Origin of the sequence: Pseudomonas fluorescens (genome assembly GCF_902497625.1) — a bacterium.
In the GTDB taxonomy this organism is placed as follows: domain Bacteria; phylum Pseudomonadota; class Gammaproteobacteria; order Pseudomonadales; family Pseudomonadaceae; genus Aquipseudomonas; species Aquipseudomonas fluorescens_BQ.
Genome location: NZ_CABVGX010000017.1, coordinates 39,592 through 53,362, shown reverse-complemented (window position 1 = coordinate 53,362; position 13,771 = coordinate 39,592). Strand labels below are relative to the sequence as shown.

Sequence of the window (13,771 nt, the reverse complement as noted above, 5' to 3'; positions counted from 1 at the left end):
AAAGCGTATATTCGATTTTCCATATGCATCGAGTTCCACCATGAGCCCTGCTATCAAAGTGCTTTTCGTGTGCGTTGCCAACTCAGCCCGCTCTCTGCTTGCAGAGGCTTTGCTGCGGCACACCGACCCGCGCTTCGAGGCCTTCAGCGCAGGATCTGAACCGTCTGAGGTTGATCTGCGCACGACTCAAGCATTGGAGGCGGTTGGAGTCGATGCAACGGGCCTGCGCAGCAAGTCCATCAGCGAGTTTCAAGCTGATCGATTCGATTACGTAATCACTCTTTGTGATAAATCCGCAAGCGAGTGCCTACCAATGCCCAACGCAGGTGAAGTCATTGCCTGGGATTTTCCTGACCCAGTAACCAGCGATGATCCTGGCGCATTTCGCCACACGCTCCACGACATCCACGAGCGCATCAAGCTCTTCGTTTTGGTCAAGACCAAACACCTGGAGGATCTATGACAGAACCCTTGAACCCCACCACCTTATTCAAGTGCCTGGCGGATGACACCCGAGCAAAAATTTCGCTGCTTGTCGTGAGTGAAGGTGAGCTGTGTGTATGCGAGCTAACTGCAGCACTCGACCTGAGTCAGCCGAAGATTTCTCGTCATTTGGCGCTGCTGCGCTCTGCCGGTTTGTTGTTGGATCGTCGCCAAGGCCAATGGGTGTACTACCGACTGAATCCTGATTTGCCCGCGTGGGTGACTGCAGTTTTGAAGGAAGTGGTAGACGCCAATCAGCAATGGCTGGAAACCGAGGCTAAGCGCCTCTGCGGCATGAACGACCGTCCGATCAACCAAGCCGTGTGTAGCTGATTCACGCCCAACCGGATTAATGAAATGCTGATTGCCATATTGATCTTTATCGCCACCATCGTCCTTGTCATCTGGCAGCCCAAGGGGCTTGGGGTTGGCTGGAGTGCGATGTTCGGTGCCATCGTGGCGTTGCTGGCAGGTGTCGTTACCCTTGCCGACATACCAGAGGTTTGGCGCATTGTCTGGAATGCCACTGGGACTTTCATCGCGGTCATCATCATTAGTCTGCTGCTTGATGAGGCAGGTTTTTTCAAGTGGCCTGCGCTGCATGTGGCCCGATGGGGAGGCGGGAGCACCCGCAAGCTGTTCGCATTTATCGTCCTGCTGGGCGCAGCTGTGTCGGCCCTGTTCGCCAATGACGGAGCAGCATTGATCCTCACACCCATTGTGATCGCGATGTTGCTGGCGTTGCGTTTTTCTCCTGCTGCTACGTTGGCATTCGTCATGGCAGCCGGTTTTATCGCGGATACGGCGAGCTTACCGCTGGTGGTTTCCAACCTGGTCAACATCGTCTCTGCCGACTACTTCGATATCGGCTTCAACGAATATGCCTCGATCATGGTGCCGGTAAACATCGTCAGCGTGGCGGCGACGTTAGCCATGCTGCTGTGGTTTTTCCGCAAAGATTTACCAAAGATCTATGACCTCAACCAACTGGACAATCCGGACGAAGCAATCCACGACCGGGCCACTTTTGTAGCCGGCTGGTGGGTGTTGGCACTACTACTGATCGGCTTCTTTGTCATTGAGCCATTGGGGGTGCCAATCAGCGCCATTGCAGCGATCTGTGCATTCATTCTTTACGTCATCGCGGCTCGTGGTCACGCCATCAACACAAGCAAGGTGCTCAAAGAGGCGCCATGGCAGGTGGTGATTTTTTCTTTGGGTATGTACCTGGTTGTTTATGGCCTGAAGAACGCCGGCCTGACCGACCACATCGCGCAAATCCTGAACGTGTTCGCCGGTTACGGCGTTTGGGGCGCGTCCCTAGGTACAGGGCTGCTAACAGCGTTGCTGTCATCGATCATGAACAACATGCCCACCGTTCTGGTAGGCGCCTTATCCATTCATGCCGCCGAAGTCGATGGTGTAGTCCAGCAAGCGATGGTTTACGCCAACATCATCGGCTGTGACCTGGGCCCGAAGATCACCCCAATTGGGAGCTTAGCCACTCTGCTGTGGCTGCACGTGCTAGCCCGGAAAAACATAACGATCAGTTGGGGTTACTACTTCAAGACCGGGATCGTGCTGACCGTGCCCATCCTCGTCGCCACATTGTCCGCCCTGGCACTGCGCCTCAGTTTCTGAATCAAGGAATCGTCTGATGAAAGTCTTGTTCATGTGCACCCACAACAGCTGCCGCAGCATTCTGTCCGAGGCGCTTTTCAACCACTTGGCGCCCAAGGGTGTAGAAGCCGTCAGTTCAGGAAGCTTTCCCAGTGGCCGGGTGAATCAACGGGCATTGCAAACGCTGGAGGCGGCGGGTATTTCCACGGTGGGCTTGAGCAGCAAGGCTTCGGATGCTTTTGAGGGCTCGCCTCCAGACATCGTGATCACTGTCTGCGACCGCGCAGCGGGTGAAGCATGCCCAATCTTCTTTGGGCCAGCTTTGAAGGCGCATTGGGGGCTGGCCGACCCGTCTGAGGCTAGCGGGTCGGAAGCCGAGATCACCGCAGCGTTTGAAGCCACACTGGCCAAAATTCACGAACGCGTGAGTGCGTTTCTTGCACTGCCGCTCAAGACCATGAGCCCTGACCAACTGAAAGCTGAACTGAACCGCATCGGTTCGCTTTAAAGATCAACCGAGGCGGCGTCCTAGCCGGCGCCGTGGTAGGAGTTTATATGCAAGATACATTGCCGAACGTACACACCGACCTGATCGACATTCCGTCGTTGGAGCAACTGGAGCCGCGTACACCGTCACTCCATAAGCCTCGAATTCTGCTTTTGTACGGATCGACGCGAGAGCGCTCTTTCAGCCGGTTAGTCACGCAAGAGGCGGCACGCCTGCTGAATGAGTTTGGTGCTGAAACCAAGATCTTTGACCCATCGGGTCTGCCGCTTCCGGATGACGCTCCCGATACACATCCCAAGGTCGCTGAGCTGCGCGAGCTGATGCAATGGTCTGAGGGACAGGTGTGGTGCTCCCCTGAGCGTCACGGCTCCATGAGTGCAGTATTCAAAGCCCAAATTGACTGGGTTCCGCTGGCGATTGGCGCTGTACGACCTACGCAAGGCAAAACCCTTGCTGTGATGCAGGTCTGTGGCGGCTCCCAATCCTTCAACGTGGTTAACCAACTGCGGGTACTTGGACGGTGGATGCGGATGTTTACCATCCCTAACCAGTCTTCCGTGGCCAAGGCGTTCACCGAGTTCGATGAAGCAGGCCGTATGAAACCGTCCTCGTACTACGACCGACTGGTGGACGTGATGGAGGAGTTGATGAAGTTCACGCTGCTGTTGCGGGATCGCCAGGATTATTTGGTTGATCGGTACTCCGAGCGTAAAGAGTCCGCCGAAGAGCTTTCCAAGCGCGTCAACCAGCGCTCCATCTAACGTCAGCACGAGGAAGCGATATGAGCCAGATCACGATTTACCACAACCCCGAATGCGGCACCTCTCGCAACACCTTGGAGTTGATCCGTAACAGCGGGGAAGAACCGACGGTTATCGAGTACCTGAAGAACCCGCCTGATCGCACCACACTTGTCAGACTCATTGAGGATATGGGTATCGGGGTGCGGGCTCTTTTGCGTATCAAAGGCACACCGTACGAAGAGCTGGGATTGGGCGATGCATCGCTGGCGAACGAACAGCTCATCGATGCCATGATGGCTCACCCTATCCTGATCAATCGCCCCATCGTCGTGACGCCTTTGGGGACGCGTTTGTGTCGTCCGTCAGAAGCTGTGCTCGATTTGTTACCGCAAGAGCAGCGTGGGAGTTTCGTCAAAGAGGACGGCCAAGTGGTCATTGATGAGCACGGTCGCAGAGTCTGATACGACGACAGTGAGGTGCCGCGATTGAGCCTGGAGGATGCTGGTGAGTCAGAATTCGAAAATTGATGTTGTGGTCATTGGCGGTGGTCAATCCGCGCTGACAGTCGCCTATTTTTTGAAGCGGTCAGGCTTGTCTTATGTGCTGCTCGATGCGGAGTCGGCACCAGGAGGAGCCTGGCGGCATGGCTGGGACTCGCTGCGACTCTTCTCTCCATCGGCATGGAGCTCGATTGCGGGCTGGCCGATGCCTGCCGTATCAGAAGAAACGCCTCACCGTGATGATGTTATCGACTATCTGACTCTGTACGAGCGTCGATATGACTTCCCCATCATCCGATCCACCAGGGTGACCCGTGTCGAAAAAATCGAAGAAGGATTACGGGTTGTCTCCGGGGATAGAAACTGGGATGCCAAGGCGGTTATCAGTGCAACAGGCACCTGGAGCCGCCCATTTACACCGAGCTATGCCGGACAGGAGTTGTTCGTAGGGCAGCAGCTTCATTCCGCTCATTACGTTGGGCCGAATGAGTTTGAGGGGAAAACCGTCCTTGTCGTGGGTGGTGGCAACTCGGGAGCCCAGATTTACGCCGAGGTTTCTAAAGTGACTCAGGCAACCTGGGTAACTCAAGAGGCCCCAAAGTTTCTACCTGATGAGGTTGATGGGCGCGTCCTGTTCGAACGAGCTACTGCTCGATTGAAGGCGCAACAGGAAGGTGTGGAGCCTGAACAACCCGCTGGGGGGCTGGGCGATATCGTAATGGTGCCATCGGTGAAGGACGCTCGTGAACGCGGTGTATTGAGCGCAGTACGGCCATTCACGCACTTCACTTCAACAGGCGTTGTTTGGTCATCAGGAGACGAAACAGCGGTGGATGTCGTCATCTGGTGCACTGGGTTTTCTCCAGCGCTCGACCACCTAAACAACCTGGGCATTGTAGGCCAGGATGGCAAAGTGGCTGTGGACGAAAACCGGAGTGTTGCTTCACCCAATCTGTGGCTAGTAGGTTACGGCGATTGGACGGGGCTCGCCTCCGCGACATTGATCGGAGTAACCCGCACCGCTCGAGATGTAGTCAAGCAAGTGCAAAGCTATCTCGCTGAGTTGGACTGATGTCTACCGCAGCCCCGACGACAAGGCAGCATGCGACCCTGATTGGCTCAATGGGTTGTAACCAAATTCTTGCGTGGGGCTCCACGTTTTATCTGCCGGCAGTTCTAGCTGAACCCGTTTCGCACTCACTAAATACATCCGTTCCCGCTGTAGTGGGCGCCTTATCGTGGTCTCTGCTTGTCGCTGGAATATGCGCACCTGTAGTCGGCAGGACTATTGATAAGCATGGCGGAAAATGGGTGCTCGCCAGCAGTTCGCTTCTGCTGGCCCTTGGTTTAATCACCATGTCTTTCGCATCAGGGCTGTTCGTCTACTACATCGCATGGACAGTTTTGGGTTTGGGCATGGCCGCAGGCCTGTATGACGCTGGATTCGCGACATTGGGCCGACTGATGGGGGCAAGGGCGAGAGGCTCGATGACCGGACTGACACTCATAGCGGGCTTCGCAAGCACGGTCGCTTGGCCTTTCCTGGCGTCGATGGATGCGAGCCATGGATGGCAAACCACCTGCAGGGTGCTCGCCTTAATCCATCTTGCTGTAGGTTTGCCCCTTCACCTGCTAACGGTTCCATTGCCTACGCCGCGAGCAACTGAGTCCGCTAAGATCGCCAATGCATCGTACGCGCCTGCTGATCCACGCTTGGCGTGGATCGCCTTGCTGTTCACATTACATGCGTTCGTGATGTCAGCTTTGGCGGTCAATCTAATAGCGCTCCTGCGTAGCCATGAAATTTCCGCCGCCATGGCAGTAACACTCGGAGCGCTGATGGGGCCGTCTCAAGTTGTCGCTCGACTTTTGGAATATGCGTTTGGCCGCAGCGCTCATCCGGTATGGATAGCAAGGCTAGGGATTCTGGCTTGCATCGTCGGACTCTTGGCCTTGGGGCCGGGGATGGTGATGGTGTCCCTTATCGCAGTGATTACCTTCGGCGGTGGAAATGGGATCATGACCATCGCCAGAGGAACAGTCCCACTTACACTGTTGGGCAGCACCAACCTAGGCATCCACCTTGGCCTGATCGCTCGCCCAGTGTTGGTTGCACAAGCGGTAGCGCCCATGGCATGCGCATACATCCTGGTGCAGCTTGGCCCAAACTGGCTAATTTGGATCATGGCCGGGATATTGGGCATCGGCGCTTTAGTCGCATTCACCAAACTACGAGCCTTCACCCCATCACTGGCTTGATTTCAACCTGGGGGAAGAGAATAGGTTCCAGTGGAGGGGTTGCCTGGCACAGCCCGAGCCGCCAATAGCCGACGTCGTGCCATTTCCCAAGCTTGAAGCCTACCTCTGGATACGTCCCTATATGGGTGAATCCTAGCGACTCGTGCAGGCCCACGCTGCCTTCATTGGGCTGTGCAATTCCAGCGTAAGCGGCGCGAAACCGCTGTTTCTCAAGTATTGGAAGTAGAGTCTCGTAGAGTTCGCGGCCAACACCCTGGCGGCGAGCTGATTCAGCTATGTACACCGTCACGTCAACAGCCCATCGGTAGGCTGCACGTGCACGATGCTGGCTTGCGTATGCATATCCCTTGATCTCACCACCTTCTTCAGCCACAAGGTAGGGATATGTCTGAAGTGTCGTCGCTATCCGCTGAGCAATCTCCTCAACGCTTGGCGGGGTTTCTTCGAATGAGATCGCCGTGTTCGAAACTATGGGGGCATAAATGCGCTGGATGGCTTCTGCATCTGCTACTGCCGCCGTACGGATTTTCAAAGCCATGTAGGTCGTCCCTGAATTGAAAATCGAACGTTAGCTGTTTTAAACCCATTTTGACCACTAGCCTATTCGAGATGTGAGGCCACCGTGCTCGAACCCCAATTGCGCCGTCGCGCTCTGGGCGTCGAGCAGAAATCCGTCAGCCGAAATCTCGCTAAGCGAGGAGCAAGACCGAAATCGGGCGAAGCCTTGGTGAGCAAACTCTGAGAAGCCCAGATCAAGTACAAAAAAAGCCTCCGCAAGGGTTCTTGTAATCCCGAACATTGGCTGCGCGACGTCAGGCAGCTGGCTGGCAAGGTAATGTTGGCTTAATACTGAAACCGTTATATCACGCGTGTTCGGCGCTTTTCGGAAAGCTGTCTTTCGGAAGCTTGAGGTATGTGCTCCATTCATTGTTAGCGCCGTTTCGGGCGGCTACACTCCATCACTATGAAACGCTACCTGCGGTTTTGCCTCATTTTCGTGATTAGCCTGGCGCTTCCCCTTAGCGGGATGGCGGGTGTTCAGGCGCCAACAGAACCTTGCCCAATGAAGACGATGGGCATGGCGATGATGGACGACATGGGAATGGACTGCTGTAACGACATGAAAAGCCCGACGGAGCATGGCAAACCCTGCAAGCCGGGCCAGGAATGCAAGACGGGCGGCATGCTGCAAGTTTCGATCCTCAAGCCTCCTGTAACCGTATTCAGCCCCGTAGTGGTTTCCTTCTTCAGCGATTCCCTGCCCGTACAAACCCCATCCGGGGTATGGCGACCGCCTCGCGTTTGATTCCTGTCCAACATTGAGCCTCATTCCGCATTAGCGGATGGACTAGCTGCGCGCATGTCTTTTGACGCGTGCAGTGGATGATTACAGGAATCGTAAACATGAACTCCAAGTGCAATTGCACAGGCTGGTCTCTCGTGGCCGGGCTAGCGGCAAGCGTGCTGGCGTTGCCGAGTTTCGCTGCCGCATTGACGCTCGATGAAGCGTTGCGGCTGGCAGAAAACAATGCGCCGTCGCTGACCGCACAAGACGCGAAAATTCAGGCTGCCAACAGTGCAGCCATCCCTGCTGGTGAATTACCTGATCCCAAACTCTTGGTGGGCGTGCAGAACTACCCCATTGGCGGCCCGGATCGTTGGAGTATCAACCAGGACTTCATGACCATGCAGATGGTCGGGGTCAGGCAGGAGATGCCCAATAGCGACAAGCGCAAAGCGCGTATCGAAGTCGCCGATGCAGCTATTGATCGTGCCTCTGCGGAGCGTCGAGTCGAACGTCTGAAAGTGCGCCAGTCCACGGCGTTGGCCTGGATCAGCAGCTACTCGGTTGAGCGCAAAGATGTGTTGTTCCAGGACTTCTACAAAGAAAACCGCCTGCTGAGCGATACCGTCCGGGCTCAAATTGCCGGTGGCCGCGCTCAACCCGCCGATGCGGTGACACCCAAGCAGGAAGCAGCTCAACTGGCGGAGCAGCAGGACGATCTGATTCTCCAGAGAGCGCAGGCTCGTGCGGCCCTCAAACGCTGGATTGGCTCCGCCGCCAACGACAAGCCTGTAGGCAGCTTGCCTGAATGGCCCGTCGACACCTCAAGTTACTCTCATAAGCTGCAACACCACCCCGAGTTGGCAGCGTTTGCGCCGATGACCCGCGAAGCGCAAGCCAAAGTTCGTGAAGCCGAAGCGGAAAAGCAGTCGGACTGGAGTTGGGAGCTTGATTATCAGCATCGTGACCGTCAGTTCGGCGACATGGTCAGCGTTCAACTTTCCTGGGATTTACCGCTATTTCCCGACTCTCGCCAAAACCCCAGGATTGCGGCTAAGCAGGCTGAACTCAACCAATTGGAGGCCGAGCGCGAAGCGCTGTCACGCGAGCACACCCAGCAGCTGGAAAATGAACTGGCTGACTATGAGCGTCTGGATCGTGCCGTGCGTAGAAATCAGGACAGCCTGGTGCCGCTGGCCAAGGAAAAGGTCGAACTCAGCATGGCCAGTTACCGGGCAGGCAAGGGCAATTTAAACGCGGTGGTTGCCGCCCGACGTGAACTCATCGAAGCCCGCCTCAAACAGATCGACGTAGAAGAGCAGCGAGCGCTGACCAGTGCGCGTCTGTACTTCGCTTATGGGGAGGCCAGCCAATGATCCTAAAAAAATGGAACGGGGCATTGTTGGTAGGCGTCTCGCTGGCATTCGGTATTGCCGGTGGTTACTGGTTCGCACATCAACGCCTGAGCGGAGTACCTGGTGCCAGCCCGGAGCAGAGTCCCAACTCATCAGAGGAACGCAAGGCTCTGTATTGGTACGACCCCATGTACCCGCAGCAAAAGTTCGATAAGCCGGGTAAATCCCCTTTTATGGACATGCAACTGGTTCCTCAGTACGCCGGTGGCGCAGGAGATCGTGCGACCGTCAGTATCGATCCGAGTCTGACTCAAAATCTCGGTCTGCGTTTTGCGACAGTCACCCGTGGAATCTTTAACTCCAGTCTCAACGTCACAGGAGTATTGGGATTCAACGAGCGTGATGTCGCTGTGATTCAGCCCCGCACCACTGGCTTTGTGGAGCGGGTCTATGCACATGCTCCCGGCGATGTACTCAAAGCCAACGCGGCGTTGGCGGATATCTTGGTTCCAGAGTGGGCGGCGGCTCAGACAGAGTTTCTTGCTCTCAAGCGCAGCGGAGATGCTGAGTTGCTAGCGGCGGCCCGTCAGCGGCTGCGACTCACAGGGATGCCGGCTGCATTGATATCCCAGGTAGAGCACAGTGGGATAGTCCAGCCGAACCTGAAGCTAACCACCCCCATCAGCGGCGTTCTGCAAGAGCTAAATGTGCGAGCGGGTATGACCGTGACGACTGGCGAGACCCTGGCTCGCGTCAATGATTTGGACACGGTCTGGCTAGCTGTAGCCGTTCCAGAGTCAGATACCGGAGCTATCACTGTTGGGCAGACAGTGGAAGCGCGTCTGCCAGCCTTCCCAGGAACAACACTCAGTGGCAAGGTCAGCGCGATCTTGCCCGAGACCAATCCGGACAGCCGCACACTTCGGGTACGTGTTGAGTTACCCAATCCGGATGGGCGCCTCAGACCGGGTTTGACGGCGCAGGTACGCCTGAATCGTTCGACTGAGCAAAGTGTATTGTGGGTGCCGAGTGAGGCGGTGATTCGCACTGGCCGACGAGCCTTGGTGATGCTCGCCGAAGACGCTGGCCGCTACCGTCCCGTGGAGGTGCTCCTTGGGCAGGAAAGCGATGGCAAAACGGCGATAGTGAAAGGTCTGGAAGCAGGCCAGAAGGTGGTTACATCTGGCCAGTTCCTGCTCGACTCGGAGGCCAGTCTTAAAGGCATTGTTGCTCGCACGGAGGAAGAGTCGCCACCCAGTGAAACAGCCTCCAGTTTTCATGAGGCTGATGGTCAGATCGTTGAGATCAACGACAAAGAAGTCACGCTCGCCCACGGCCCTTTCAAGACGCTCGGTATGCCTGGCATGACGATGACTTTCCCTCTTGCTAGTCCGGCGCTGATGCAGGGCCTCAAGGCTGGTGACAAGGTTCGGGTCGCGGTTAGCCAGACCGATGATGGCTTGCGTGTTGAACGCCTGGATAAATCGGGGGGTCAGCCATGATTGCTGCCCTGATTCGTTGGTCAGTGGCCAACCGATTCCTAGTGCTACTCGCGACACTGTTTGTCACCGCGTGGGGCATCTGGTCGGTGCAAAGCACGCCCATTGATGCGTTGCCAGACCTCTCCGATGTGCAGGTGATTATCCGCACCCCTTATGCAGGACAAGCGCCGCAGATCGTCGAGAACCAGGTCACCTATCCGTTGGCCACCACCATGCTCTCGGTGCCGGGGGCCAAGACCGTGCGTGGTTATTCCTTCTTTGGCGATAGTTTTGTCTACGTGCTGTTCGAAGACGGCACTGACTTGTATTGGGCTCGCTCGCGGGTGTTGGAGTACCTGAGTCAGATACAAAGCCGCTTGCCGGCCAGCGCCAAACCGGCGTTGGGGCCGGATGCGACGGGGGTGGGTTGGATCTATCAGTACGCACTGGTGGATCGCAGTGGCGGGCACGATTTGGCACAACTTCGAGCTCTTCAGGACTGGTTCCTCAAGTTTGAACTCAAGACCCTACCGAACGTTGCGGAAGTGGCCACCGTGGGAGGCATGGTTAAGCAATACCAGGTGCAGCTTGATCCGCTCAAACTGGCCAGCCTCGGCATCACTCAATCTGAGGTGACCGATGCTATCGGCAAGGCCAATCAGGAAACCGGTGGTGCGGTGCTGGAGATGGCAGAGACCGAGTTCATCGTGCGTGCTTCCGGCTACTTAAAGACACTCAATGACTTTCGGGCGATCCCACTGAAGCTGGGCTCGGGCGGTGTGCCGGTGAGCCTTGGCGATGTCGCCACGATCCAGCTGGGGCCGGAAATGCGGCGTGGCATCACCGAACTCGACGGTGAGGGCGAGACCGTCGGCGGCGTGGTGATTTTGCGCAGCGGCAAGAATGCTCGCGAGACCATTGCTGCGGTCAAGACCAAACTCGACGAGCTGAAAAAAAGTTTGCCGTCTGGGGTGGAAATCGTCACCACCTACGACCGCAGTAAGCTGATCGACCGCGCTGTGGAAAATCTCAGCCACAAGCTCATCGAAGAGTTCATCGTTGTCGCGTTGGTTTGTGGGATCTTCCTCTGGCACTTACGCTCGTCGCTGGTGGCGATCATCTCCCTGCCGGTGGGGATTTTGATTGCCTTCATCGTCATGCGCTACCAAGGCATCAACGCCAACATCATGTCCTTGGGTGGGATTGCCATCGCCATCGGCGCCATGGTGGATGCTGCCGTGGTAATGATCGAGAACGCCCACAAGAAGGTTGAGGCGTGGCATGTAGCAAACCCAGGAGAAGAACTGAATGGGGAACGTCATTGGCACGTGATGACCGAAGCGGCGGCAGAGGTCGGCCCGGCGCTGTTCTTCTGTTTGTTGATAATCACCCTTTCGTTCATTCCTGTGTTCACCCTAGAAGCTCAGGAAGGGCGTTTGTTCGGCCCACTGGCTTTCACCAAGACCTACGCCATGGCCGCAGCGGCGGGATTGTCAGTGACCTTGGTGCCAGTGCTGATGGGTTACTGGATTCGAGGACGAATCCCCAGTGAGCAACAGAACCCGTTGAACCGGTGGTTGATTCGGATCTATCAGCCAGCTCTGGACGCAGTCTTGCGTCGACCAAAGATCACGCTGCTGGTGGCGCTATTGGTTTTCGTCAGCGCGCTATGGCCAATGTCGCGCTTGGGTGGAGAATTTCTTCCGCCGTTGGATGAGGGCGACCTGCTCTATATGCCTTCTGCTCTGCCGGGATTGTCGGCGCAGAAAGCGGCGCAGTTGCTGCAACAGACCGACCGCCTGATCAAGAGCGTTCCAGAGGTTGAACACGTCTTCGGTAAAGCAGGCCGTGCCGAAACCGCTACCGACCCGGCACCGCTGGAGATGTTCGAAACTACTATCCAGTTCAAGCCACACGAGCAATGGCGCCCAGGCATGACCCAGGAGAAACTGGTGGAGGAACTGGATCGAGTGGTACGAGTTCCAGGGTTGACCAATATCTGGATACCGCCGATTCGCAACCGTATCGACATGCTGGCCACCGGGATCAAAAGCCCCATCGGAGTAAAGGTTGCCGGCACAAACCTGACGGAGATCGATGCGGCAACTCAGGCGGTCGAGCGGGTGGCCAAGGATGTGCCCGGTGTCAGCTCGGCTCTGGCCGAGCGACTGACCGGTGGCCGCTACATCGATATAGATATCGACCGCAAGGCCGCCGCCCGTTACGGACTGAATATCGCTGATGTGCAGTCCATTGTGGCTGGTGCTATCGGCGGTGAAAACGTCGGGGAGACCATTGAAGGGCTTGCACGCTTCCCGATAAACGTCCGTTACCCTCGTGAGTGGCGAGACTCGCTCGGCGCCTTGGAGCAGTTGCCAATCTACACCCCGCTAGGCACTCAGATCACCCTTGGTACGGTGGCGAAGATCAAGGTCAGCGAAGGGCCGCCGATGCTCAAGAGCGAGAACGCACGGCCTTCAGGCTGGGTGTACATCGATGTGCGTGGTCGAGACATTGCCTCGGTGGTCGCCGATCTACGCCGGGTCGTCAATGAGCAGGTCAAGTTGCAGCCCGGTATGAGTCTGAGTTACTCAGGGCAGTTCGAATTTCTGGAACGGGCCAACGCACGACTCAAGTTGGTGGTGCCTGCCACCCTGTTGATCATCTTCGTGCTGCTCTACCTGACTTTCGCCCGCTTCGATGAGGCCTTACTGATCATGGCCACTCTGCCGTTCGCACTAACGGGCGGAGCATGGTTCCTCTATCTGCTGGGATTTAACCTGTCGGTCGCCACCGGAGTCGGCTTTATCGCCTTGGCCGGGGTTTCTGCCGAGTTCGGTGTGATTATGCTGCTCTACCTGAAAAACGCCTGGGCCGAGCGTGAAGACCTCGGCGACAGCACTGAGCGCGGGCTGGTGGCGGCGATTCGTGAAGGCGCTGTGCAGCGCGTTCGACCCAAGGCCATGACCGTGGCCGTGATCATTGCCGGTCTGTTACCCATCCTGCTGGGGAGCGGCACCGGCAGCGAAGTCATGAGCCGCATTGCCGCACCCATGGTCGGCGGCATGGTCACGGCACCCTTGCTGTCCCTGTTTGTCATTCCGGCAGCGTATCGCCTGATGCGTCGCCGTCACCTCCAAGATGAACCCAACCTCCCTCAAGGAAAAGTCGTATGAAACTGACCCTGATTGCAGCTGCTAGCACCGTACTTACGCTGTCCTTTTCTGCCCTAGCAGAGGACATGCCGGGCATGAAAATGGAGGGTATGGAAATGAAGCAAGAAACAAAGCAGGCTTCAGTAGCCACCTCCGACGGAACGATCAAGGCTATCGATCCTACGAAGCATACCGTGACCATTGCCCATGGCGCTGTTCCATCAGTGCAATGGCCACCGATGACTATGGCGTTTTCCGCGACAGAGGATCAGTTGAAAGGGCTGGCAGCCGGAGACCGTGTCTCGTTTACCTTTCGTCTAGAGGGTGGCAAAGCCACAATCGTTTCTATAAGAAAATGAGCCTGCGATGATAAAAAAACCGG

General features: G+C 56.6%; 14 protein-coding genes. 13 read left to right on the top strand and 1 reads right to left on the bottom strand.

Going from position 1 to position 13,771, the window contains the following annotated elements; translation table 11 throughout:
- Positions 1-40: 40 nt before the first annotated feature.
- Genes F8N12_RS12535 through F8N12_RS12500 form a run of 8 tightly spaced genes read left to right on the top strand, consistent with a single transcriptional unit; the run spans position 41 to position 6,113 of the window.
- Positions 41-463, top strand: a complete 423-nt coding sequence (locus F8N12_RS12535; RefSeq protein ID WP_083375579.1) for an arsenate reductase ArsC — start codon at positions 41-43, stop codon at positions 461-463.
- Positions 460-816 carry a metalloregulator ArsR/SmtB family transcription factor gene (locus F8N12_RS12530; RefSeq protein WP_032894886.1) on the top strand — a complete coding sequence of 119 codons (357 nt, stop codon included), beginning with the start codon at positions 460-462 and terminating at the stop codon, positions 814-816. The genes F8N12_RS12535 and F8N12_RS12530 overlap by 4 nt, the downstream gene beginning before the upstream one ends.
- A gap of 24 nt (positions 817-840) precedes the next feature.
- Positions 841-2,124: an arsenic transporter gene (locus F8N12_RS12525; protein WP_150580700.1), complete on the top strand. Its 1,284-nt coding sequence runs from the start codon at positions 841-843 to the stop codon at positions 2,122-2,124.
- 16 nt (positions 2,125-2,140) lie between these two features.
- Complete coding sequence (locus tag F8N12_RS12520) at positions 2,141-2,611, top strand: arsenate reductase ArsC (RefSeq protein ID WP_150580699.1); 471 nt, start codon at positions 2,141-2,143, stop codon at positions 2,609-2,611.
- Between the two features lie 47 nt (positions 2,612-2,658).
- Positions 2,659-3,372, top strand: coding sequence for an arsenical resistance protein ArsH (arsH, locus tag F8N12_RS12515; RefSeq protein ID WP_150580698.1), 714 nt, complete (start codon positions 2,659-2,661; stop codon positions 3,370-3,372).
- A 20-nt stretch (positions 3,373-3,392) separates the two neighbouring features.
- A complete protein-coding gene (gene arsC / locus F8N12_RS12510) occupies positions 3,393-3,815 on the top strand; it encodes an arsenate reductase (glutaredoxin) (protein WP_150580697.1) in 423 nt (140 codons plus the stop codon).
- 37 nt (positions 3,816-3,852) lie between these two features.
- Positions 3,853-4,926: an ArsO family NAD(P)H-dependent flavin-containing monooxygenase gene (locus tag F8N12_RS12505; RefSeq protein ID WP_150580696.1), complete on the top strand. Its 1,074-nt coding sequence runs from the start codon at positions 3,853-3,855 to the stop codon at positions 4,924-4,926.
- Positions 4,926-6,113, top strand: a complete 1,188-nt coding sequence (locus F8N12_RS12500; protein WP_224787700.1) for an MFS transporter — start codon at positions 4,926-4,928, stop codon at positions 6,111-6,113. The genes F8N12_RS12505 and F8N12_RS12500 overlap by 1 nt, the downstream gene beginning before the upstream one ends.
- Here the strand turns inward: F8N12_RS12500 and F8N12_RS12495 are convergent.
- Complete coding sequence (locus F8N12_RS12495) at positions 6,094-6,651, bottom strand: arsinothricin resistance N-acetyltransferase ArsN1 family B (RefSeq protein ID WP_150580695.1); 558 nt, start codon at positions 6,649-6,651, stop codon at positions 6,094-6,096. The two genes, F8N12_RS12500 and F8N12_RS12495, sit on opposite strands and share 20 nt — an antisense overlap.
- Before the next feature lie 426 nt (positions 6,652-7,077).
- Between F8N12_RS12495 and F8N12_RS12490 the strand changes: the two genes are divergently transcribed.
- From F8N12_RS12490 to F8N12_RS12470, 5 genes are all read left to right on the top strand, one after another.
- Entirely contained in the window at positions 7,078-7,419 is a 342-nt protein-coding gene (locus F8N12_RS12490) for a hypothetical protein (protein WP_008046395.1), read from the top strand.
- A 98-nt stretch (positions 7,420-7,517) separates the two neighbouring features.
- Positions 7,518-8,774 carry a TolC family protein gene (locus tag F8N12_RS12485; protein ID WP_150580694.1) on the top strand — a complete coding sequence of 419 codons (1,257 nt, stop codon included), beginning with the start codon at positions 7,518-7,520 and terminating at the stop codon, positions 8,772-8,774.
- Positions 8,771-10,255 (top strand): efflux RND transporter periplasmic adaptor subunit, encoded by a 1,485-nt coding sequence (locus tag F8N12_RS12480; protein ID WP_150580693.1) that lies wholly within the window; start codon positions 8,771-8,773, stop codon positions 10,253-10,255. The genes F8N12_RS12485 and F8N12_RS12480 overlap by 4 nt, the downstream gene beginning before the upstream one ends.
- On the top strand, positions 10,252-13,410 hold the full coding sequence (locus F8N12_RS12475) for an efflux RND transporter permease subunit (protein WP_099455469.1): 3,159 nt from the start codon (positions 10,252-10,254) through the stop codon (positions 13,408-13,410). The genes F8N12_RS12480 and F8N12_RS12475 overlap by 4 nt, the downstream gene beginning before the upstream one ends.
- Entirely contained in the window at positions 13,407-13,748 is a 342-nt protein-coding gene (locus F8N12_RS12470) for a copper-binding protein (protein WP_099455468.1), read from the top strand. The genes F8N12_RS12475 and F8N12_RS12470 overlap by 4 nt, the downstream gene beginning before the upstream one ends.
- Positions 13,749-13,771 lie beyond the last annotated feature (23 nt).